Below are 22,427 nucleotides of genomic sequence, written 5' to 3' on the forward strand. Positions count from 1 at the left end.
CGCTGCCGGTGGCGTCAAGCTGTCGACAGCTTTCTGCTGTTCGATAGAGGTTTGGGAAGGAAGGCCGTCCAACTTCTACCCTGCGACGAACGGAGTGGAAAATGAAGAACAAGCATTGCAAGCGGGCCGCCTGGGTGCTGGGCCTCGGAGTGCAGGCCGCCCTGCTGGCCGCCCCCGCACTGGCCGATGACGTGATCCATGCGCAAGAGGGCGTACGCGCGCCGCAAGGTTATGCCCGCCCGCCTTTTCACATCCATCCGTCGGTCACAAACACCGTACCGAGCGGGCTGACACCGGTGCAGGTACGCCGCTCCTACGGCTTCGACCAGATCGCCAACGGCGGCGAGGGCCAGATCATCGCGATCATCGATGCCTACGACGATCCGTCCATCGAGTCCGACCTCGGGGTCTTCAACGCCACCTTCGGCCTGCCGGCCTGTACGACCGCCAACGGCTGTTTCACCAAGATCTATGCAGCTGGGAGCAAACCCAAGAGCGACGCCGGCTGGTCGCTGGAGATGGCGCTGGACGTGCAATGGGCCCATGCGATCGCGCCGAACGCCAAGATCATGCTGGTCGAGGCCCGTTCGAGCAGCTTTTCCGACCTTCTGACTGCGGTCGACGTCGCCGTGAAGAAGGGCGCTACCGCAGTGTCCATGAGCTTCGGCGGCAGCGAGTTCAGCAGCGAAACCTACTACGACAGTCACTTCAAGGTGTCGGGCGTCGCTTTTACTGCCTCGTCCGGCGACAGCGGTGCCGGCGTCGAATATCCGTCGGCCTCCCAGTACGTGCTGAGCGTTGGCGGCAGCACCCTCAGCGTCGATTCGGCCGGCAATTACGTTGGCGAGAGCGCCTGGTCCGGCAGCGGCGGTGGTTTGAGCGCCTACGAACCGGAACCGTCGGGCCAGACCAACCTGCCGACGCCCTACGCTGGCAAGCGTGGCAGCCCCGATGTGGCCTATGACGCTAATCCTGCAACGGGCTTCCCGGTGTACAGCAGCGTCACCTACGCGAACCAGTCCGGCTGGTTCCAGGTGGGCGGCACCAGCGCCGGTGCGCCCCAGTGGGCGGCCCTGCTGGCCATCGTCAATTCCCAGCGTGTGGCCCTCGGGCGTGCCCGCCTGGCGGCGCCGTACAACAATCTCTACGCCGTCGCCAAAAGCGCCTATGGTGATTTCAACGACATCACCACCGGCAGCAACGGTAGCTGTGGCACCCTGTGTTCGGCCAGTGGCGGCTACGACTACGTGACCGGCCTGGGCAGCCCGAAGGCGGCCCTGCTGGTGCCCGCGCTGGTGGCGCTACCCTGAACTTGGCGTCGCCGGCATGATCGAAAGCAGGCATTCCCGTCACCCACGGGTTCGTCGGCGGCCCTGACACGCGCAGCGGACGCGTGCCGCAGCCGCCCTCCCGCCACGCCGGCGGTCTTTTGGAGGAGCGAGCGATGGCAAGCGAGATCGATAAGGGGGCCGCGCAGCGCGGTCCCAGCCCCGTCTTGTTGCTGGTGGCCACGCGCAAGGGCGCCTGGCTGTACCACGGCGACGCGACCCGCCAGCACTGGCGGGTGGAGGGCCCCCACTTCCTGGGCCACATCATCAACCACCTGGTGCTCGACCCGCGGGACGGGCGCACCCTGCTGGCGGCCGCCAAGACCGGCCACCTCGGGCCGACGGTGTTCCGTTCCACCGACCTGGGGCGCAGCTGGCAGGAAGCGGCCCGTCCGCCGGCCTTCGCGCCGGCTCCCGAAGGCCAGGCAGGGCGTTCGGTGGACCACACCTTCTGGCTGACCCCCGGCCACGCCGACCAGCCCGGCGTGTGGTACGCCGGCACCTCGCCACAGGGTCTGTTCCGTTCGGAGGACGGCGGCGTCAGCTGGGCGCCGTTCTCCCCGATCAACGACGACCCGCAGTACCGCCAGTGGATGGGCACCGTGCAGGACGGCACGCCGGACGGCCCCAAGCTGCACTCCATCATCGTCGACCCGCGCGACGCCGAGCACCTGTACTTCGCGATGTCCGGCGGCGGCGTGCATGAATCGGGGGACGGCGGCCGCAGCTTCGCGCCGCTGCTCAGCGGCATCGAGGTCGTCGAGGGCTTCGACGGCAGCGACCCCACTTTCCATGATCCCCACTGCGTGCGCCTGTGTCCGACCAATCCGGACCGGCTCTACCAGCAGAACCACTGCGGCATCTACCGCCTCGACCGCCCGTCCGACACCTGGCAGCGCATCGGCCGCGCAATGCCGGCGGAGGTCGGCGACATCGGCTTCCCGATGGTCGTCCATCCCCGCGACGCGAATGCGGTGTGGGTCTTTCCGATGGACGGCACCAGCGTGTGGCCGCGCACCAGCCCCGACGGCAAACCGGCCGTGTATGGCACCCGCGACGGCGGCGACAGCTGGCAGCGCCTCGACGCCGGCCTGCCGGGCGAGCAGGCGTGGTGGACTGTCAAGCGCCAGGCCATGACGGCCGACAGCGCGGACCCGGTCGGGCTGTATTTCGGCACCACCAGCGGCGAGCTGTGGATGAGCGGCGACGAGGGCCGCCAATGGACGCGCATTGCTGAGCACCTGCCGGAGATCTACGCGGTGGAGGTGGCCATGGGGGTGGAGGGCGCGTCGTGAAGGTGCTGATCCCCAGCGCGCTGCGCTCCTACACCGAGCAGGCTTACGCCGAGGCGGGTGGGGATACGCTGGCGGCGGTGCTGGCCGCGCTGGACCGCAGCTATCCGGGCATCCGCTTCCGCATGATCGACGAGCAGAACCGCATCCGTCCGCACATCCGCTTCTTCGTCGATGGGGAGCAGGTCTTCGACCTGGCCCGGCGGCTCGACGGTGTGCAGGAGCTGGTCATCGTGCAGGCCCTCAGCGGCGGCTGAGGCAGGGCAACTGAGGCGGGGCAAAAAAAGGAGGGACGACGGGCGAGAGGGAGGATTCGCCCGCCGTCCCGGCGGCACGACCGAGGGGTCGGCGGCCGCCGTAACAACAACGCGGAGAACAACGAGGAGAAAACTTTTGATCAGCGACGCAGGCCGGCGAAGGTCTGCGCCGCTGAAAGGGTGGGGTTACCGGCTCAGTTCTGCATGTACACCACGTGGGTCTCGGTGTACTCGTAGAGGCCGTGCTTGCCGTCGGCACCGCCGATGCCGGACTTGCGGCGGCCGGCGTGGAAGCCCTGCATGGCCTCGAAGTGTTCCCGGTTCACATAGGTCTCGCCGAAGCGCAGCTCGCGGCAGGCCTGCATCGCCGCGTTGAGGTCCTTGGTGAAGATCGACGAGGTGAGGCCGTACTCGGAGTCGTTGGCCAGCGCGATGGCCTCGTCGAGGCCGTCCACCGCCTGGATCGGCAGCACCGGGCCGAAGATCTCCTTGCGCATGATCTCCATGTCGGCGCTGCAACCGGTGATTACCGTCGGCTCGTAGTGGTAGCCCGCCGGGCGGTCCGCCACGCGGCCGCCGAGGATCACCTCGGCGCCCTGTTCGCGGGCCCGGTTCACCATCGCCGCTACCTTGTCGAGGCCGATCTGGTTCACCAGCGGGCCCATGTGCACATCCGGCTCGGCCAGCGGATCGCCGTAGCGCGTGGCGGCCATCAGCGTGCGCACCTTGGCGCTGAATTCATCGGCCACCGACTTTTCCACGTAGACCCGTTCGGCGCAGTTGCACACCTGCCCGGTGTTGATCACGCGGGAATCCACCACCGCCTTGGCGGCCAGGTCCAGGTCGGCGCTGGCCAGCACGATGGCCGGCGCCTTGCCGCCCAGTTCCAGGTTCACGCGGGTCAGGTTGCGGCCGGCCGCCTGCATGATCGTCGAGCCGGTGGCGACGCTGCCGGTGAAGCTGATCAGGCCCACGTCCGGGTGGGTGCACAGGCTGGCGCCCACGTCGGCGCCGCGCCCGCCGACCAGGTTGAAGACCCCCGCCGGCAGGCCGGCCTCGGCCACCAGGCGGGCGAACTCGAAGGCGTTGATCGGCGTCTCCTCACTCGGCTTGACGACGATGGTGTTGCCGGTGACCAGGGCCGGTGCCATCTTGCGGGCGATCAGGAAGAACGGGAAGTTCCACGGCAGGATGCCGACGGTCACGCCGATCGGCTTGCGATGCACGAAGATCGTCTCGCCCGGCCGGTCGCTCTGCAGGATCTCGCCCTCGATGCGGCGCGCCCATTCGGCCATGTAGTCCATGTAGTCGGCGGTGAAATCCACCTCGACGCGGGCCAGCCCGAGGACCTTGCCCTGCTCGCGGGTGATGATCTCGGCGAGGCGTTCCTTGTTCTGCCGAACCTTGGCGGCAATGGCCTTCAGGTGGGCGGCGCGCTGGATCGCCGGCAGGCGTTCCCAGCCCGGCTGGGCGCGGCGGGCGGCGTCCACCGCGGCATTCACCTCGTCGCTGCTGGCGGTGGGGATGCGCGCCAGCAGCGCGTGGTTGGCCGGGTTATGCACGTCGATGGCGGTAGAGGCGTCGGCGGGCACGAAGCGGCCGTCGATGTAGTTCTCGTAGAGGGTCGTCACGGTAGGTCTCCTTGAGTCGTGTGGGGTTGGGGTGTTGTGGGGGGAGGTTCAAGTCGCGGGGCGGGCGAGTTTCTTGCCGACGCTCTCCGACACGTAGCCGAAGGCGAGGCCGGCCACCCAGGTGAGGGCGACGAGGGCGATGCTGAGGTCGATCTTTCCGCCGGAGCCGAAGAAGGACGCCGCGCCGAGGAAGGCCGCCGGCGTGTAGGACAGCGCGCCGATGTCGGCCATCGCCACCAGCACGAAGGCCAGCACGGCGACCAGTCCGATCAGGGGGCCGAGGCCGCCGCCCATCGCCTGCACCCCGGCGAGGGTCACGGCGGTGAGCAGGATGCCGGCCAGGCCGGCGCCGAGGGCCTTGCTGAGCCCGCTACCGCCGCCGCCGGCGGCGAAGAAGGCGGCCCAGGCGACGAAGCCGATCCACGGGTTGAAGCCCAGGTTCGGGTTGCCGACGCTAAGATAAACCCAGGCGGCGACGAGCAGAGCGATGCTGAAGGCGAGGGCATGCAGGATCTTCATGGGAACACTCCTTGGCGCTGGTTTTGGGGGATCACCACACGTAGGCGTACTTGATGTTCATGCTGTTGTTGGCGGCGTGGTTCTTGCCGTCGATGCTGGACGAGTAGCGCAGGCTGATGGACTGGTTGTCGAAGGTGTGGAACATCACGCCGACGCCGCCGTCCAGCACGCGGGCGCTGGGCTGGTTGTTGCGGCTGCTGGTGCTCTCGTAGTCGAGGGCGATGAAGGGCTCGAGCAGGCCGGTGACGCGGTAGCCGAGGCGGTGGTTGGTGTGGAAGGTGTTGCCGGGGCGGCTGCCGTCCTTTTTCTCGCTCTGGAAGACCATGCCGGCGTCGGCGGTCCATCCGAGCTTGTCGGTGAGGCGCACGTCCCACAGGAAGCTCGACAGGTTCTTCCAGTTGGTGTCGCTGACCCGGTCGTCGCCGACCGGAACCTGCAGGAAGGACTGGAAGCCGAAGGTGGAGTCGGGGCTCGGCTTCATCCACACGGCGAAGCCGGTCAGCGGATCGCCGATGCCGCTGATGTGGCGGTCGGCGGCATTGGCGGCGTGCTGGTTGCGCACGCCGATCTCCGGCACGATCACCTCGTAGGCGAGGCCGATCTTCGGGTTGCCTTCCGGCGTCCAGAAGCGCACGTACTTGGACATGCCGACGATGGTCTGGCTGCCGTCGCCCTTCACCTTGTCGCCGTTGGCGTTGAAGGTGTCCTTGTTGTTCTGCACGTAGCCGTACTGCACGAAGACGTTGAAGGGCTTGAAGTCCACCGGCAGCTCGTATTCGTGGGGGCCGATGACGTCGAAGGTGGTCTGGGCGAAGGCGGCGGGGGCGCAGGCGGCGCCCAGGCCGGCCAGCGCGGCGGCGGACAACAGACGGCGGAAGGGGGTGTGAAGGGTCTGCATGAATGTCTCCTTTGTCGTTTTTGGGCGTGAGTCCTCCCGCCGCGCCGCCGGAGGGCGGCGCGGGGCGGATCACGCGGGTGGGCTGAACCGGGGTGGAGCGGGGTGGGCTTACTTTTGCAGCTTGTAGACCAGGATCGTGCCGCCCTGGGGTACGACGGTCTTGTGGTCGAGCACCGCGTCGAAGGCGCCCTGCATGCGCTGGGCATCGACGCCCCAGCCGGACTGCACGGCCACGTACTGCTCGCCGTCCACCTCGAAGGACGAGGGCACGCCGGTGACGCCGGACGGGGTCGGGGTCTCCCACAGCACCTTGCCGCTCTTGGCGTCGAGGGCGCGGAACATGCGGTCGTTGGTGCCGCCGCCGAACACCAGGTTGCCGGCGGTGGTCATCAGCGGGCCCCAGTTCATCTCGGGGTAGGTGTGGGTCCACACCTTCTTGCCGGTCTTCAGGTCCCAGGCCTGCACTTCACCGATGTGCTGGCGGGATTTCTCGGTCATCCGCACGTTGGTCAGGATGTTGTCGAGGGACACACCGATGTACAGGCTGCCGGCCTTGTACTTGACCGGTTCGCCGGTCAGCTCGGAACACAGGTTGTTGTTGGCCGGGATGTAGAGCAGGCCGGTCTGCGGGTTGTAGGCTTCCGGCGGCCAGTCCTTGCCGCCCCACAGGGACGGGCAGAAGTCGGTCTTCTTGCCGGTGCCCGGAATGCGCTTGGCGTCATAGGTCGGCCGGCCGGTCTTGGGGTCGAGGCTGGTGAACACGTTCTGCGTCACGTAGGGCCAGGCATCCACGTAATTGACCTTGTCCTGGGTGCGCTCCAGCAGCCACAGGTAGCCGTTGCGGCCGGCGTGCACCAGGGACTTGAACTTCTTGCCCTTGTGTTCCAGGTCGATCAGCAGCGGCGCGGAGACTTCGTCCCAGTCCCAGGCGTCGTTCCAGTGGTACTGGTGGTGGCCCTTGATCTTGCCGGTGTCCACGTCGAGGGCGATGGTGGAGTTGGCGTAGAGGTTGTCGCCGGGGCGGGTGTCGGGCATCCACGGGCCGGCGTTGCCGACGCCCCAGTAGGCGATGTTGGTCTGGGAGTCGTAGGTGCCGGTGATCCATACCGAGCCGCCGCCGGTCTTGTAGGTCTCGCCGGGCCAGGTTTCGCTGCCCGCTTCGCCGGGGCCGGCGATGGTGTAGGTGCGCCAGGCTTCCTTGCCGGAGTCGGCGTCGAAGGCGGCGATGAAGCCGCGGATGCCCAGCTCGCCGCCGGACGAGCCGACCATGATCTTGCCCTTGGCGGCCAGCGGGGCGAGGGTCATGTAATAGCCCTTCTTCCAGTCGGCCACGGGCACCTTCCACAGCTCCTTGCCGGTGGCCGCGTCGAGGGCCACCAGGAAGGCGTCGGTGGTGGCGAGGTAGAGCTTGTCGCCGTACAGCGCCACGCCGCGGTTGGTGGGGTGGAGCTGCATCAGCTCGTCGGGGATGGTCTTCTTGTAGCGCCACAGCTCCTTGCCGGTGGCGGCTTCCAGCGCGATCACCTGGTTGTTGGGGGTGGACACGTACATGTAGCCGTTATTGACGATGGGCGGCGCCTGGTGGCCCTCGGTCATGCCGGTGGTGTAGGACCAGGCCGGCACCAGCTTGCCGACGTTCTGGTTGGTGATCTGCTTGAGCGGGCTGTAGCCCCAGCCCTCGTAGTTGCCGCGGTACATCAGCCAGTTGCCGGCCTCGGGCTTGGTCAGGCGGGCGTCGGTGACGGGGCTGTAGGGGGCCAGGCTGGCGCCGGCGAACATGGGGACGAGGGCCAGGCTGGCACACAGGGCCTTGAGTCGGGTTTTCATTTGCAGATGTCTCCTTTATTGCTTTGGTGTGGGCGAGCGGGTGAGGCGGGGAAAAATCAGGCGGACTTGGCGACGCCGGGGTGGGAGGTGAAGGGGCCGGCCACCACCAGCACGCCGTTCTCCTCCTTCAGCGGCAGCAGCGGCAGGGTGCGCGGGGCCGGGCCGGCGACGACCTGGCCGCCCTGGCTGGGGGAGAACTTGGAGAAGTGGCAGTAGCACATCAGGGTCTTGTCTTTGGCGACCCATTCGGAAACCTCGCAGCCCTGGTGCGTGCACACCGCCGAATAGGCCAGCACGCCGCCGGCGGCATAGGCGCGGGTCTCGTCGGTGAGCTCCTGCGGATCGACGCGGACCAGGATCACCTTGTTGAGGCGGGAGCCGTCGCGCACCTCGCCGGTGGCCGGCTCGAAGGGGAAGGCGGCCACCGGCTTGGCATCCGGCTGGATCTCGCTGCCGCGCAGGGGCTGGGCCTTGCCTTCGCTATCGGTGCGCGCCAATTGGTCGCCGACTTTCGGCTTGGAATTGGCATCGTCGTCGGCAAGGGCATTGCGGCCAATTCCCAGCCCGGCGCAGAGGAGCAGCGCCGAGGTGGCTTTCAGCGTTTCCCGTCTATTGGGATTGGCCACGTTCTCCGGCGTGGTCTCGACAAACGGTGTGGAGGGCGTCCTGTTCATATTCCTGTCCTGCGTTCTGGTTTGTGGCCGGGTCTATTAGGCAAAGCCTGTGCCACGGAATTGAAATGGAACGCAGGAAGGAGGTTTTTTGTTTGTTTTGTTGTTATGAATCAATCGCTTCTTGTTTTTATTGATGGCGAAGGATTTGTTTTAAATTCAAAATGGATTGAATTGACGGCCGCCTGCCGTCCGCCCGTGCACTACAGGTGTAGCGGGGCGTGCATCAGGTGTCGTGTCGCAAAACCGTAATTCGCTACAGCCTGCTTTTCTGCTGCGCTGCGGTATTCATCGGGGTATTTCCTTATTCGCCGCTTTTTATTCGCGGTGGCAATTTTCATGCGCTATCATCCAGCCACAAATAGCAGCCGCAGCGGCGGAATCCGCCAGCGCGGCGCACGCCATATAAGCGGTGGAGACGAGGAGATGGATATGCAGGGCAGGCACACCGATGCCTTGGCCGGGGGGCTCTTGCCCGGCGGAATACTGAGCCTGGCGGCCACCGAGGCGCGCTTGCGCGAATCGTGGCGGCGCTCGGAGGAAACCTACCGCATCGACCCCTCGACGCGTTCCAGCCCGCGGGTGTTGTCGGCCGCCGAGTTCCGCGACCTGCGCGACCGCACCGCGACCTTCCTGCGCATCGCCCAGCTGGGCGTGGCGCGCCTGCATGAACAAGTGCGCGATTCCGGCTATTGCGTGCTGCTCACCACCGGCGACGGCACCAGCGTGGATTTCCGCGGCACGCCCAGCCTGGATGCGGAGTTCCGGCGCCGCGGCTTCATTACCGGAGCCTGCTGGTCGGAATCCGACGAAGGCACCTGCGGTGTCGGCACCGCCATCGTGGACCGGGCGCCGATCCTGGTGCATCGGGAGGAGCATTTCCGCAACCACAACCACGGCATCACCTGCAGCGCGGCGCCGGTGTTCGGCCCCCGCGACGAGCTGGTCGGCGTGCTGAACGCGTCGGCCTTCGCGGCGCCGGAGAACCGCAGCAGCCAGTCGGTGGTGTTCCGGCTGGTCCAGCAGAACGCGCTGGCCATCGAGAACGCGCTATTTGTAGAGAGCTACAAGACGGCGTGGATCCTGTCGATCAGCGGGCCGGGAGATTGCTGGAGCCTCGGCGAGGCGCACTGCCTGGCCTTCGACGATGGTGGGCGCATCCTCGCCGCCAGCCGGCGCCTGCGGGCCGGGCTGTTCCCCGGCGCGGAGCTGCCGTCGCGGCGCATCGAGGACGTCTTCGACCTGTCCGCCGACGAGCTGGTGAAGCGCGCCCACGAGCGCCCCGGCGCGCCGATTCCGCTGCGCTGCCTGGCCAACGGGGTGCGCTTCGAAGCCCAGCTGCGCGCGCCGGTGCGCGAAGCGGCGGTGCCCGCCACGCTGTCCGTCAAACGCGGCTTCGATGCGCTGGCCGCCGAAGACCCACGGGTGCTGGAGAGCATCGAGCGGGTCAAGCGGGTGGTGGACCGCAAGCTGACCATCCTGCTGCTCGGCGAGACCGGCTCCGGCAAGGAAGCCTTCGCCCGCGCGATCCACGGCCACAGCCTGCGCCGCGACAAGCCTTTCGTGGCCCTCAACTGCGCGGCGATCCCGGAGAGCCTGATCGAGAGCGAGCTGTTCGGTTACAAGGAGGGCGCCTTCACCGGCGCCAAGGCCAAGGGCTCGAAGGGCAAGGTCCAGCAGTCCAGCGGCGGCACCCTGTTCCTCGACGAGATCGGCGACATGCCGCTGGCCCTGCAGACGCGCCTGTTGCGCGTGCTGGCCGAGGGCGAGGTGGTGGCGCTGGGCGCGTCGGAACCGGAGGCGGTGGACCTCAACGTGGTCTGCGCAACCCACCGGGACCTGGCGGCGATGGTGCGCGCCGGCCAGTTCCGCGAAGACCTGTATTACCGCCTGAATGCGGCGGTGTTCCGCCTGCCGGCGCTGCGCGAGCGCTCCGACCGGCGGGTGGTGATCCGCCAGGTGCTGGCCCAGGAGCTGACCACCGCCGGGCGGCAGTTGAGCCTGCCCGACGTGGTGCTCGAACAACTGGCCGCCTACCCGTGGCCGGGCAACATCCGCGAGCTGCGCAACGCGCTGCGCTTTGCGGTGGCGGTGTGCGACGACGGCGTGCTGGCGGCAGCCCATTTTCCCGATGGCTTGCAAGCACCGGTGCTGCTTGTCGCTGCGCCGCCAGCTGCCGTATTTGCGGCTGCACCGGAGGTGGGGCGCCCGGCCGGCAGCGAGCGGGAAGTCCTGCTCGACGAACTGCGCCGCTGCCACTGGAACATCTCGGCCGCGGCCGCCGCCATCGGCGTGTCGCGCTCGACGCTTTACCGGCGCATGCAGCGCCAGGGCATCGTCGCCCCCAATGCCGTCGATGCGCTGGAGGCCCACGGCCGGCTGACGCACTGAGGTTTTTCGCGCCGCTGCGGGAGCCGGCGTGCAGGCGCCGAACGCCGCGCGCCCGTCACGGAATCAGCCGTCGCTGTGCGCCACTCGTGGCATGTCGTGGATGAAGGGTTCGTTCGGTCGGGCCGCAGGAAGATTTTTTCCGCCGAAAAAACCGATGTTTCGGCGGAAAAAATCCCTGCGTCACTCCGCCCGTACGTTTTGTCATGTGGCGCAAGAATTCCGCCACGTGTCGCGATCGTCCGGTGGTGTGCTGGAACGAATCTGTCACGGGACAAAATCGTTCCGACACGCATATCGAGGAATTTTTCATATGACCGGATTTTTATGTCATATGAAAAAACGGAATTTTCCCGCCAAAAAATGATTTTTCGGCGGGAAAAAATCATTCTTCCGCATGAAAATTCGCCCGCCAGCCTGCCCCCGGCATCGGTCGGGGCGGGTGGCGGTTCCGCATCAAACCGTGGCGTAGGCGCCGCTGTCCGCGGCGCGGCCCTTCGGTGCGGCGCCGGCGGCCGGCTTCTGCAGGGCCGGCGAGTTGCGCACCACCGAGATGATCTGCTCGCGGAACCAGCGGCATTCCTCCTCGTAGTGGCTGCGGTCGTGCCACAGCAGGTAGAAGCTCATCTTCGGGAATTCGATCGGCGGTTCGGCGACGGCCAGCGGCATCATCTTGGCACAGTGCTCGGCGAAGATCCGCGGGCTGGAGAACAGCATGTCGGTTTCCAGCAGCAGGTAGGGCACCAGCCCGAAGTAGGGCACGTAGGCCACCACGTTGCGCTTCATGCGCTCGCGGGCCAGGTGCAGGTCGATGACGCCGCGCTGGCCCACCGCATAGGGGGTCGGCACCAGGTGCTCGGCGGCCAGGTATTCGGCGGTGCCCAGCGGCTTGCCGGCCAGCGGATGGCCCTTGCGCATCAGGCACACCACCTCGTCCTCGAACAGTGGCGCGATGCGCAGGTTTTCCGGCGGCTGCGGCCAGTTGCCGATCACCACGTCGAGCTCGCCGTTCTCCATCGCACGGGCGTAGTCGTAATCCGGCCCGAGGGAATGGAAGGCCACCTGGCTGTGCGGCGCCAGCTTGCGCAGGCGGGCGACGATCTCGCCGAGCAGCACCGCGTTGAGGTAGTCCGGCGTGGCGATGTTGAAGATGCGCCGCGAGCTGGCCGCGTCGAACTTGACCTGCCGCACCGCAATCGCCTCGATCTGCTGCAGCGCGATCTTGACCGGCTCAAGCAGCCCGGCACCGCGCTCGGTGGGCGTCATGCCGTTGCGACAGCGCACCAGCAACTGGTCGCCGGTGATGTCGCGCAGGCGCCGCAGCGCGGTGCTGACCGCCGGCTGGGACTGGTTGAGACGCCGCGCCGCCTTGCTCACGCTGCACTCGGTGAGCAGGGCGTGCAGTACGCGCAGCAGATGGACATCCATGGAATCCCAGGTGCAGTTCGCGGCCATGTCGGCTCTCCGATGAATGGTTGATTGCGTGTTGCGGTGCAAAAAACGTTCCATGGGGAAAGGCCCCCATTTCGGGGCTACGGGGTGACGTTTGCCCTGTCATGGAGGGCCGTTGTGGTGCGGGGCAGGGGCACGGGCACTGGGCTGGTGCGTGGCGGCGGGATGTCGGGCGAATGGACGCACCATGCAGAACGGAGATTTGTTTGGCATATTAAATCCACATGGAATTAAAATGCGCCTCCATCTGCCACTGCCGAGTGTGTTGCCATGGACTTCTCGCCCGCATCTGTTGCGGCCTTGCTGCGCAGCTTTACCGACGCGTCGCGCCTGCTTGCCCTGCATATCGACGCCGGCGAGCCGGATGGCAGCCTGCTGCTGGCGGGCCGCCTGCATGGACGGGAGGCGCTGTCCGAGTGCTATGCCTATGAGCTGGAGTGCTACAGCGCCAAGGCGGGGATAGGGCCGGAGCGCTTTCTCGGGCGGCGGATCGGAGTCGAGCTGAAAGGGGTGACCGGCAATGCGCGCTGGTTCAACGGCGTCGTTACCCGCGCTACGCCGCGCGGGGCGGATGGCGGCTTCGCGCGTTTCGACCTGACGCTGGCGCCGCATTTCGCATTGCTGGGCATCGGGCGGGTGGCCCGTACCTATCAGGAGTTGTCGGTACCGGACATCCTCGATGCCGAGCTGCGCCGCTGGCAGCGTTCGGTGCCCGATCTGCAGTGGCGCTTCGCGCTGATCGGCCGCTACCCGGTGCGCAGCTACACGGTCTTCCACCAGGAAAGCGCGCTGGCTGCCATCGAGCGCCTGGCCGCGGAGGAAGGCATCGGCTACTACTTCGAGCACCTGCCGGCGGACGGCGACGAGGTCGGCCTGCAGAGCCTGGTGTTCTTCGACGATGTGGGGGCGCTGCCCAGTAACGCCCAGGCCGTGCAGCCTTATCGCCAGGCCCTTGCCACCGAGGCTTTCGACACCATCGACCGCTGGGAGCCGACGCGTCGCCTGGTGCCGGGCGGCGTGGCGCTGCAGAGCTGGGAATACAAGGGGGTGGTGAGCCTGACCGCGGATCTGCCGACCCTCCTCGACGACGGCCCAGGTGCCGATCTGGCCCGCGGGCTGCCGGACTATGGGCCCCAGCCCCAGTACTACGGATCGGGTAGCGACGACCTGTACCGCTATGCCCGCCTGCGTATGGAGGCTTTCGAATCCCGCGCGCTGTGCTGGGAGGGCGGCGGAAGTATCCGTAGCGCGGTGGCCGGCAGCAGCTTCCATCTGGACGGCCATTACGCCGCGGCCGACGACAAGGGCTTCCTCTATGTGGCCGTCGAGCACGACGCCCGCAACAACCTGGCGCCGGACCTGCTCCATCGCATCTCCGGCCTCGCGGACGGCAGCGCTGACGGGGCGAAGGGCGAAGCGGGCTATCGTAACCGCTTCACTGCGGTCCGCGCCGGCGTGCCCTGGCGCCCCGCCTATGAGCAGAGCCGCCATGCCAAGCCCACCGCGCCGGGCGTACAACCGGCGGTGGTTGTCGGCCCGCCGGGGGAGGAGGTCAATACCGATGCGCTGGGGCGCATTCAGGTCCGCTTCCCGTGGGATCCGGAAGGCCGCGACACCTGCTGGCTGCGGGTGCTGACGCCCGTGGCCGGCGAGGGTTGGGGGCAGCTGCACCTGCCGCGGGTCGGCCAGGAGGTGCTGGTCGGCTACATCGGCAACGACATCGACCGGCCAGTAGTGCTGGGCTGCCTCAGCAACGGCACCCATCCGCCGCCGCGCTTCTCCGGGGCCGGGCATTACCCGGCCAACCGCGCCCTGTCCGGCTTCCAGAGCCGGGAGCTGCGCGGCAGCGGCTACGGCGAGCTGCTGTTCGATGATTCCACCGGGCAGATCAAGACCAAGCTGTCGTCCGAGTGCGGCAAGACCCAGCTCAACCTGGGCTGGATCGGCGGTCCGCGCCACGATGGGGCGTCGGTCTACCGGGGGGCCGGATTCGAACTGCGTTCCGATCTGTTCGGTGCGCTGCGGGCTGCCAAGGGCCTGCTGATCAGCGCCGACCCGCGTCCGGAAGGTAAGGGCGGCACGCTGGACCGCCAGGAACTCCTCGGCCAGCTCGACGTGACGCTGGCCATGAGCCGCCAGCTCGGCGAGATGGCGACGGCCCACCAGGCCGGCGGTACCGACACCAGCGGCCAGGCCGCGTTGCGCGACGCCGTCGGTGGCTGGGGCGACCACAAGCAGCCGGCGGAGGCGGCCATTGCCGTGTCGGCGCCGGCCGGCATCGCTATGTCGAGTCCCCGCAGCGTGCAGGCCTCATCGGGGAGCAACCTGGATTTCACCGCGATGCAGGACGTCAACCTGAGCACCGGCCGCAAGATCGTCATGCGCGCCGCCCAGGGCATCGCCGCCTTCGCCCACCAGGCCGGCATGAAGCTCGTCGCGGCGGCCGGGCAGCTGCAGCTGATGGCCCACCGGGACGGCATCGACATCGGCGCCGCCAAGCGCCTGCACCAGTATTCCCTCGACTCCATCCTCATCGAGGCGCCGCGCATCCTGCTGAAGACGGCCGGCGCGCAGATCGCGCTGGACGAGAGCGGCATCACCTTGTCGGCCACCGGCCAGGTGCAGGGCAAGGCCGCCGGCTTCAACTTCGGCGGCGGCGGGGGCGGTGGCATCGACCTGCCCGGCATGCCCACGTCGAGCATGCGCACCAACGAGCGGGTCGCTTTCGCCGGCCGCGCCGGCCAGGCCCGCGAAGGCATCGCCTACACCGTCCACGATGCGGAGGGTGCGCTGCGCGACGACGGCAACAGCAGCGCCGATGGAGCGTCCCGCAGCATCGTCAGCGATACCGACATGAAACCCCTGTCGATCACCCCCAAACCCTGACCCGATCCCGACCCGCCATGGCCGATTTTCCCGACGTCCCGGTCCACCCCCAGGCGACACGCCGCCTCGTGATGCGCTTCGACACGAACGGCAACCCCGTCTTCGACTCTGTCCTCAGCCCCGAAAGCTTCGCCCCGCGCGCGGTGTGCATCCTGCCCAAACGGCACGTGATCCCGGTGATCTTCGTGCCGGGGATCATGGGGAGTAATTTGAGGGCGACGGCGGAATATGACCAGGACCAGCCGTCCGTCTGGGGCCCGCCAAATGGGGTATGTACGGGGCTTGGGGAGTGGTTGAGCCGGCTCTTTCAGCTCAGTTCCCAGCGTCAGCGAGCGCTTACACCCAGTCATTGCGAGGTCGACCCCGGGGGGAAAATAAAATTGTCCGAATCCACTTATACGCTGGATGAAGATGAAGCACGCCGCCGTGGCTGGGGAGAGTTGCATTGGGACAGTTACGGGGAAATCCTGCTGACCCTTGAGAAAGCGCTGAACGACCAGTACGAAAGCAGCCCGGATGGGCTGCAATCCCGGCTGATGCCAGTCTGGGAACTGGCCAAAACCTTGAAGTACCCAGAGGGGCAGAAGGGCGAGGACGGCAACCCGCTGCCGACGGATGCACTCAAGCGCTGGAACAAGGTTGCCGGCGGAGACTGTCTCCCACTGACTGACGACGAAATCGCGCGCCTGGACGACTACTACTATCCAGTATGGGCCTGCGGCTACAACTGGCTGGAAAGCAATGCCGATTCCGCCAAGCGCCTGGTCCAGCGCATCCAGGATGTCCTCCAGCACTATAACCATCCCGACTGCCAGTTCATCCCGGAAGGTCGGGTGATCCTGGTAACCCACTCGATGGGGGGCTTGGTTGCACGCGCCGCGGCAAAACTGGCCGAAAAGGACATCCTTGGCATCGTTCATGGCGTCCAGCCGGTTGGCGGAGCACCGGTCGTTTATCGGCGCTTCCGTGCCGGTACGGAAACCAGTGGTCCCCTTGACGTGGTGGGGGGCATCGCCGCGGAAATCCTCGGCTGGGATGCCGAGGCGATTACCTGTGTGATGGCCAATTCACCGGGGCCGATGGAGCTATTGCCGACCAGACATTATCCGTCCGGGTGGTTGCGCTTCGAGCGGCACAGTGGGGGGAAGAAGGAAGAGCTCATGCCGCCCTTGCCAACGCCGGGTGGTGATCCCTATGAAGAAATCTACTCGGTGCGCGTACAGGATAAGTGGTGGGGGATGGTGGATGAGACTCTGATTGATCCCGCTGGGTTGTTAAATACGGAAAATAAAGCGACTTTTTTATACTATTTAGATGTTCTTAGAAGTGTTAAGAAATTTCATGAAAAAGAACTTGGCCTTTATTTTCACCCAAAGACCTATGCTTATTACGGTTCAGATGAAAGGCAGGTTTCATATGGGGCGGTGCACTGGGTAACGCAGGATGATGTCCCTTTTGAAATGAAAACGGGACTCATGACATGGAAGGCTAAGTTTTGGGGAAGGCTGGGGGTGAGCGTCCTCGCTGAGGGAGAGGGTGGTGTTCGTATGCATCTTGTTCGGGCGGCGGCGTCCAATGATGCAAATGGGGAAAACGCAGGAGATGCTACGGTGCCCAGTGCATCCGGGGATCTTTTGAAGGGTGGGAAGGGTGCCATTCAAGCGATCTTCAGAATGAAGGGTTTTAACCATCAATTCAGCTATAAGAACGCCGAAGTGCAGCATGCCGTAAGTTACAGCATTGCTCGTCTCGTTCTTGTTGCTAAGCCTATTCAGAAATTGCCTCAATCGAAAGGAAGTCCATGTTTAGAGTCATCCTCTTCCTGCTTGCCGGAGCATGCGCTATGACGATTGCCGATGAAGGGTTGGCTGCCGCGAAGAACACGCCGAGTGAGATTACATGTTTTGGTCGTTTCCTGATGGATGTGCCTCCAGGGGCAAGCGTCTCGAGAATATCGACTGACTATTTGTTTGGTTCTCTCAAGTCGGAGCGAGTTGACATAGATGAGAAAGGGTTTGCACAATTTGTTTCCAAGCGGGAGGGTGTCTATAAAGGGAGCGACAAGAAGAATGATCGTATCCTCGTACGAAGCTATGCGCCTTATTCTGGTGCTCGGGTCATTGTTACTGTCGAAGATGTGTTTGGTCATGATAATTTTGGATTCGAAGCTTACGGCCTGAAAGGACCTATTCTTTTCTCTATGAACGAGAAAAGTTATGAGGAAAAGGTTCTGAAAGAGAAGGTGTTGCCAAGTCTTGAGAAGATGCTCTCTAATCTTCGATTGCGGCAGTTTCAAGAAGCTCCCGTTTCTCCTGGTCTGTGCATCCAGGATGCCTTTGTCGAAACTGACGGCTCGGAGAATGATTTCGAAAATGTTCGGACAAGTTTGAGATTCGATAAATGGCCGGATTTGAGAATTTCAATTGAGACGATGACCATGGCTAAAGCCGAGCCATCGCTTCTGGAGCGTCTAGGGAGCGCAAAAGTCCCTGAAATCTTCATGTCCTTGATGGGGCAAATCAAGACTCTGCGCCGTGGAGTTCATGATGTCGGGCCGATAAAGGGAGAGGAGTCCCTGAACATGCTGCCGACGGATGCGGGGTATAAGGTTCATAAGTTCCGGTGGGAATCCCGTTATGAATTGAATGATCCTTTCAAACCCGTCATCGTCGTGCAGCTAAGTACCGGACGGGGGAAAGACAAGGATGTGCGTCCGACGATCTCCGAACAGGAGGCTGTCGAATTGTTCGACGCAGTAGTGAATTCCATCCGCCTGCGTCCCACAGGCCCGGCCAAACGGAGCGAGGCGAGCCCGATCCCGAAAGCTCCCCTCGGAGAAATGGCCACGACGGGGCGCCAGTGCCCGCAAACAGGCCGCTGGCGGGCTGAGGAAGGGGAAGAGCGGCTGATCCGGGAAGGCGAGGTCATGCCGCATACGCCGGTGAGCGGCACGGCGAGCCTGTGGCAGAAGCTGCGCGGCGAAGCCGCTCCGACCTACCGATCTGCAACGGTGTGGAAACTGGTGGCCTATGAGATGCCCGCAGATGACACGCCGTCGGATAGTCAGGGGAGCACGGGCTGACCGTCCGCACTCCGCTCATACGGCAAGGGCGACATGCCGCCTCGTGATGCGCTTCGACACGAACGGCAACCCCGTCTTCGACTCTGTCCTCAGCCCCGAAAGCTTCGCCCCGCGCGCGCTATGCATCCTGCCCAAACGGCACGTGATCCCGGTGATCTTCGTGCCGGGGATCATGGGGAGTAATTTGAGGGCGACGGCGGAATATGACGCTAAACAGCCCCCGGCCTGGCGACCCCCAAATGGAACGGCCGAAGGTATAGGGGAGTGGTTCTACCGATGCAGGCAGGATGCGGCAGCGCGTCAGACGCAGCTGACGCCCGAGCATTGTGAGGTCGATCCGACGGGCCCGGTCGAGTTGTCGGACTTCACCTATACCCTCGACGAGTCCGAGGCACGTCGTCGTGGCTGGGGAGAACTACATTGGGAGAGTTACGGGGAAATCCTGCTGACTCTCGAGAAAGTACTGAATGACCAGTACGAAAGCAGCCCGGACGGGTTGCCGTCCCGGCTGATGCCGGTCTGGGAACTGGCCAAAACCCTGCAGTATCCGGCGGGGCAGAAGGACAAGGACGGCAACCCGCTGCCGACGGATGCGCTCAAGCGCTGGAACAAGGTTGCCGGCGGCGATTGTCCCCCGCTGACCGACGATGAAATCGCGCGCCTGGATGACTACTACTATCCGGTATGGGCCTGCGGCTACAACTGGCTGGAAAGCAATGCCGATTCCGCCAAGCGCCTGGTCCAGCGCATCCAGGATGTTCTCAAGCACTACAGCAATCCCGATTGCCAGTTCATCCCGGAAGGTCGGGTGATCCTGATAACCCACTCAATGGGAGGCTTGGTTGCACGCGCCGCGGCAAAACTGGCCGAAAAGGACATCCTCGGTGTCGTCCATGGCGTCCAGCCCGTTGGCGGCGCCCCGGTCGTTTATCGGCGATTCCGGGCCGGAACGGAGACCAAGGGGCCTTCCGATGTGAAGGGGGCATTTGCGGCGAAAGTTCTTGGGTGGAGTGCTGCCGACATTACCTGCGTGATGGCCAATTCACCTGGGCCGTTGGAATTGCTGCCGACCAAACACTATCCCGCCGGATGGTTGCGCTTCGAGCTACATAGTGGGGAGCGAAAGGAAGCGCTGATGCCGCCATTGCCTACGCCGGGTGGCGATCCCTATAAAGAGATCTATGCGGTACGCGTTCAGGATAAATGGTGGGGTATGGTGGATGAAACCCTGATTGATCCGGCAGGTATAACTAAAGATTGTGGTCTGACTCCCATACAGTCCTATGAACTGGCACTAACAAAAGCCAAGGGGTTTCATGAAAATATGGAATTGTATTTTCATCCTCAAACCTACGGCTATTATGGATCTGATAAAAGCCAGGTGACTTATGGATCTGTACGCTGGGTTGCCAAGGATACACCTTCCAATTTTCTTCAATCTGGATTGATGCATGCTCAGGCCAAGAGTTGGACAACGTTGGGGGAGAGCGTCCTGGCCGATGGCGCGCGTGAAATAAGACTGTATCTTCCTCGGTCTGCAAGGCCGGCAAGTGATGTAGATGAGAACGCAGGGGATGCCACTGTCCCACGCCAATCGGGCATGCTGCTTGATCAAACTGATCAATCCATAAGAGCTGTTTTTAGAATGACTGGCTTTGATCACCAATTAAGCTATAAGAATGAGGTGGCTCAACATGCTGTTGTGTATAGCCTTGGTTGCCTCATACAGCTAGCAGAACCGTTAAAAAATCTGCCGAAAAACAAATAATGTTCGCATTCATATTTCGTGCATCATTTTTCTTGGGAGTCTCCTTTATGGTGTCGGCAAGTAATTCAGCGGAGGCTGCTGTCGAGGCGTCGCAATCCACATGTTTCGGCCGTTTCATAATCACCATTCCACCAGAAACGGAGGTGGCGGGACTAAGCACTGATTATTTGTTTGCGAGCATTATCTCCGAGCGAGTGGAGATGAGCGAGCGAGGATTTTCTGAGCGCATGACAAGCCGGGAGGCACAGCTTCGGGAAACCGGGGGGAAAGATGGCTTTCAGTTCGTTTCCACTATCGGCGGTGTGCCACTAAATAGCCGGATTTTTAAGTTGCATCGTCAGTTGATTACTCGCACTGCGTTTGGATTTGAGGCTTATAAGTATGAAAAAAATATGTTGTTCTCAATGGGGCAGTATGGGTATGAACCTCATAAGATCGACTCTGTTCTCGATAGGGTGCAAGCACGAGTGCTACAGGGGTTGAGGGTTCGGGGATCTAATGAAATTCCCTCAGAACCCGGCTTGTGCATCGAAAATGGTTTTATCGCTAGCGACGGTTCCGAAAAGGGGGTTGAGAGTAGTCGGCTAGTTTTGAATTTTAAGAAATGGCCAGATCTTTATCTTTCAGTTAGAACGATAAAGATTTCTAAAGTTGAACCATCGCTGCTTGATCGTTTGCAGAGTGCCACGGTTCCCGAAGTGTTTCTGTCGCTGATTGGACAAATCAAGACACTACGACGTGGGAATCATGACGTTGGGTCAATCAAGGGGGAGGAGTCCCTGGATATGCTGCCCACTGACCAAGGTTATAAAGTTCATGCTTTTAGGTGGGAGTCGAAATTTCAACTCGATGATCCCTTTCAGCCGATGATTGTTGTGGAACTGAATACGGGATACTCAGGACGACGGCAGCGTCCAACGATTTCGGATAAGGATGCAGTTGAAATCTTTGATGCCATCGTGAACTCCATCCGCCTGCGCCCGACCGGCCCGGTCAAACGGAGCGAGGCAGCCCCGGCCCCGAAAGCCCCCCTCGGAGAAATGGCCACGACAGGACGTCAGTGTCCGCAAACAGGCCGTTGGCGGGCTGAAGAAGGAGAAGAACGCCTGATCCGGGAAGGCGAGGTCATGCCGCATACGCCCGTGAGCGGTACAGCGAGCCTTTGGCAGAAACTGCGCGGCGAAGCCGCTCCAACTTACCGGTCCGCAACGGTGTGGAAACTGGTGGCCTATGAGATGCCCGCAGATGACACGCCGCCGGATGGTCAGGGGAGCGCAGGGTGACGATATGCGGAAGTTCCTGGATGCGTAGGTGCTGCGCCGTAGTGATGGCACTTTTCAGTTCGCTCTGTATTGCTGAGCCAGAGCGCTCTGGGACGCCAGTGTGTTTTGGACGTTTCCTTGTCAACTTGCCGGAAGGGGCAAAGATGTTGGGAATTACATCCGAGTACATGTTTGGTGAGCTTGAGTCTGGGCGAGTCGCTATGGATACGGCAGGTTTCGAAAAAATGGTGGCAGAGCGAGAGGGGGCTTACCGTGGTCGGGATAGCAAGAGAGGTCCGGCTTTGGTGCGAAGCTATTCACCCAATTCGAATTCAAGAGTAATTGCTATAGTCCAGAATCTATTTGGGGAGGATAGTTTTGGATTTGAAGCTTATGCCTTGAAAAAGGGAGTTCTCTTCTCGTCATTGCAAGATAGCTACGACGAGGGCGTATTCAAAAAAACTGTGTTGCCAAGACTTGATGTCATGTTATCCAGTCTTCTAGTGCGAGAGCTAAACGAAATTCCGTCCGAGCCAGGTCTGTGTATTCAGGATGGATTTATCATGACTGACGGATCTGGGAATGCGTCTGAGAATGTTCGGACTAGTTTGAGATTCAATAAGTGGCCGGATCTGAGCGTCTCCGTTGAGACGATGACCATGATTAAAGCTGAGCCGTCGCTTCTTGAACGTCTAGGGAGTGCAAAAGTCCCTGAAATTTTCATGTCCGTGATGGGAAAAATCAAGACTTTGCGCCGTGGAGCCCATGATGTCGGGCCGATCAAGGGCGAAGAGTCGCTGAACATGGTCCCGACGGATGACGGGTACAAGGTTCATAGGTTCCGATGGGAATCCCGTTATGAACTGGATGATCCCTTCAAACCCGTCATCGTCGTGCAACTAAGTACCGGACGGGGGAAAGACAAGGATGTGCGCCCGACGATCTCCGAACAGGAGGCTGTCGAATTGTTCGACGCCGTGGTGAACTCCATCCGCCTGCGCCCCACCGACCGGGCTGTGCACGGTGCGGGTATGATCGCGCCGGCGCCTGGTGCCGTGTCAGGAGACCGGTTGGAGTGATTCAGCGCCGGCGGAGGGAGCACCGCAGCTGCCAAATGAAGAAGCCCGAAATGAAACAAGGGCCGGCTGCGCTATGCAGACCGGCCC

General features: G+C 63.4%; 16 protein-coding genes. 10 read left to right on the forward strand and 6 right to left on the reverse strand.

The window, feature by feature from the left end; all coding sequences use genetic code 11:
* Window positions 1-101 precede the first annotated feature (101 nt).
* The 3 genes from AC3QL2_RS12720 (at window position 102) to AC3QL2_RS12730 (ending at window position 2,877) form a co-directional block, all read left to right on the forward strand.
* Window positions 102-1,310: a S53 family peptidase gene (locus AC3QL2_RS12720; protein ID WP_493230732.1), complete on the forward strand. Its 1,209-nt coding sequence runs from the start codon at window positions 102-104 to the stop codon at window positions 1,308-1,310.
* A gap of 134 nt (window positions 1,311-1,444) precedes the next feature.
* Window positions 1,445-2,623, forward strand: coding sequence for a WD40/YVTN/BNR-like repeat-containing protein (locus AC3QL2_RS12725; RefSeq protein ID WP_493230733.1), 1,179 nt, complete (start codon window positions 1,445-1,447; stop codon window positions 2,621-2,623).
* Window positions 2,620-2,877, forward strand: coding sequence for a MoaD/ThiS family protein (locus AC3QL2_RS12730; RefSeq protein ID WP_079437100.1), 258 nt, complete (start codon window positions 2,620-2,622; stop codon window positions 2,875-2,877). The genes AC3QL2_RS12725 and AC3QL2_RS12730 overlap by 4 nt, the downstream gene beginning before the upstream one ends.
* A 194-nt stretch (window positions 2,878-3,071) precedes the next feature.
* Here AC3QL2_RS12730 and aldA read toward each other — a convergent pair whose 3' ends face one another.
* The 5 genes from aldA to AC3QL2_RS12755 all read right to left on the reverse strand — a co-directional run bounded on the left by aldA (window position 3,072) and on the right by AC3QL2_RS12755 (window position 8,426).
* Window positions 3,072-4,508 (reverse strand): aldehyde dehydrogenase, encoded by a 1,437-nt coding sequence (gene aldA / locus AC3QL2_RS12735; protein WP_493230734.1) that lies wholly within the window; start codon window positions 4,506-4,508, stop codon window positions 3,072-3,074.
* Window positions 4,509-4,556: 48 nt separating this feature from the next.
* Window positions 4,557-5,027, reverse strand: coding sequence for a DUF1097 domain-containing protein (locus AC3QL2_RS12740; protein ID WP_493230736.1), 471 nt, complete (start codon window positions 5,025-5,027; stop codon window positions 4,557-4,559).
* A gap of 31 nt (window positions 5,028-5,058) precedes the next feature.
* Window positions 5,059-5,925 carry a transporter gene (locus AC3QL2_RS12745; RefSeq protein WP_493230738.1) on the reverse strand — a complete coding sequence of 289 codons (867 nt, stop codon included), beginning with the start codon at window positions 5,923-5,925 and terminating at the stop codon, window positions 5,059-5,061.
* 108 nt (window positions 5,926-6,033) lie between these two features.
* Complete coding sequence (locus AC3QL2_RS12750; protein WP_493230739.1) at window positions 6,034-7,752, reverse strand: methanol/ethanol family PQQ-dependent dehydrogenase; 1,719 nt, start codon at window positions 7,750-7,752, stop codon at window positions 6,034-6,036.
* A 56-nt stretch (window positions 7,753-7,808) separates the two neighbouring features.
* Window positions 7,809-8,426, reverse strand: a complete 618-nt coding sequence (locus AC3QL2_RS12755; RefSeq protein ID WP_493230741.1) for a QcrA and Rieske domain-containing protein — start codon at window positions 8,424-8,426, stop codon at window positions 7,809-7,811.
* 429 nt (window positions 8,427-8,855) lie between these two features.
* Here AC3QL2_RS12755 and AC3QL2_RS12760 point away from each other — a divergent pair, with 429 nt between their 5' ends.
* Window positions 8,856-10,814 carry a sigma-54-dependent Fis family transcriptional regulator gene (locus AC3QL2_RS12760; protein ID WP_493230742.1) on the forward strand — a complete coding sequence of 653 codons (1,959 nt, stop codon included), beginning with the start codon at window positions 8,856-8,858 and terminating at the stop codon, window positions 10,812-10,814.
* Window positions 10,815-11,267: 453 nt separating this feature from the next.
* On the opposite strand, the gene AC3QL2_RS12765 is transcribed toward AC3QL2_RS12760, so the two are convergent.
* Window positions 11,268-12,266 (reverse strand): LysR substrate-binding domain-containing protein, encoded by a 999-nt coding sequence (locus AC3QL2_RS12765; protein WP_493230744.1) that lies wholly within the window; start codon window positions 12,264-12,266, stop codon window positions 11,268-11,270.
* A 267-nt stretch (window positions 12,267-12,533) separates the two neighbouring features.
* Here AC3QL2_RS12765 and AC3QL2_RS12770 point away from each other — a divergent pair, with 267 nt between their 5' ends.
* From AC3QL2_RS12770 to AC3QL2_RS12795, 6 genes are all read left to right on the forward strand, one after another.
* A complete protein-coding gene (locus tag AC3QL2_RS12770; protein WP_493230745.1) occupies window positions 12,534-15,149 on the forward strand; it encodes a type VI secretion system Vgr family protein in 2,616 nt (871 codons plus the stop codon).
* A 71-nt stretch (window positions 15,150-15,220) separates the two neighbouring features.
* Complete coding sequence (locus AC3QL2_RS12775) at window positions 15,221-16,996, forward strand: esterase/lipase family protein (protein WP_493231602.1); 1,776 nt, start codon at window positions 15,221-15,223, stop codon at window positions 16,994-16,996.
* Complete coding sequence (locus AC3QL2_RS12780; RefSeq protein ID WP_493230746.1) at window positions 16,993-18,231, forward strand: T6SS immunity protein Tli4 family protein; 1,239 nt, start codon at window positions 16,993-16,995, stop codon at window positions 18,229-18,231. Before AC3QL2_RS12775 ends, AC3QL2_RS12780 begins: the two co-directional genes overlap by 4 nt.
* 46 nt (window positions 18,232-18,277) lie before the next feature.
* Window positions 18,278-19,999: an esterase/lipase family protein gene (locus AC3QL2_RS12785; protein WP_493230747.1), complete on the forward strand. Its 1,722-nt coding sequence runs from the start codon at window positions 18,278-18,280 to the stop codon at window positions 19,997-19,999.
* Window positions 19,999-21,282, forward strand: a complete 1,284-nt coding sequence (locus AC3QL2_RS12790; protein ID WP_493230748.1) for a T6SS immunity protein Tli4 family protein — start codon at window positions 19,999-20,001, stop codon at window positions 21,280-21,282. The genes AC3QL2_RS12785 and AC3QL2_RS12790 overlap by 1 nt, the downstream gene beginning before the upstream one ends.
* 44 nt (window positions 21,283-21,326) lie before the next feature.
* A complete protein-coding gene (locus tag AC3QL2_RS12795) occupies window positions 21,327-22,340 on the forward strand; it encodes a T6SS immunity protein Tli4 family protein (protein ID WP_493230750.1) in 1,014 nt (337 codons plus the stop codon).
* Window positions 22,341-22,427 lie beyond the last annotated feature (87 nt).

It is taken from the genome of Zoogloea sp. GW822-FHT05C07 (assembly GCF_058800215.1).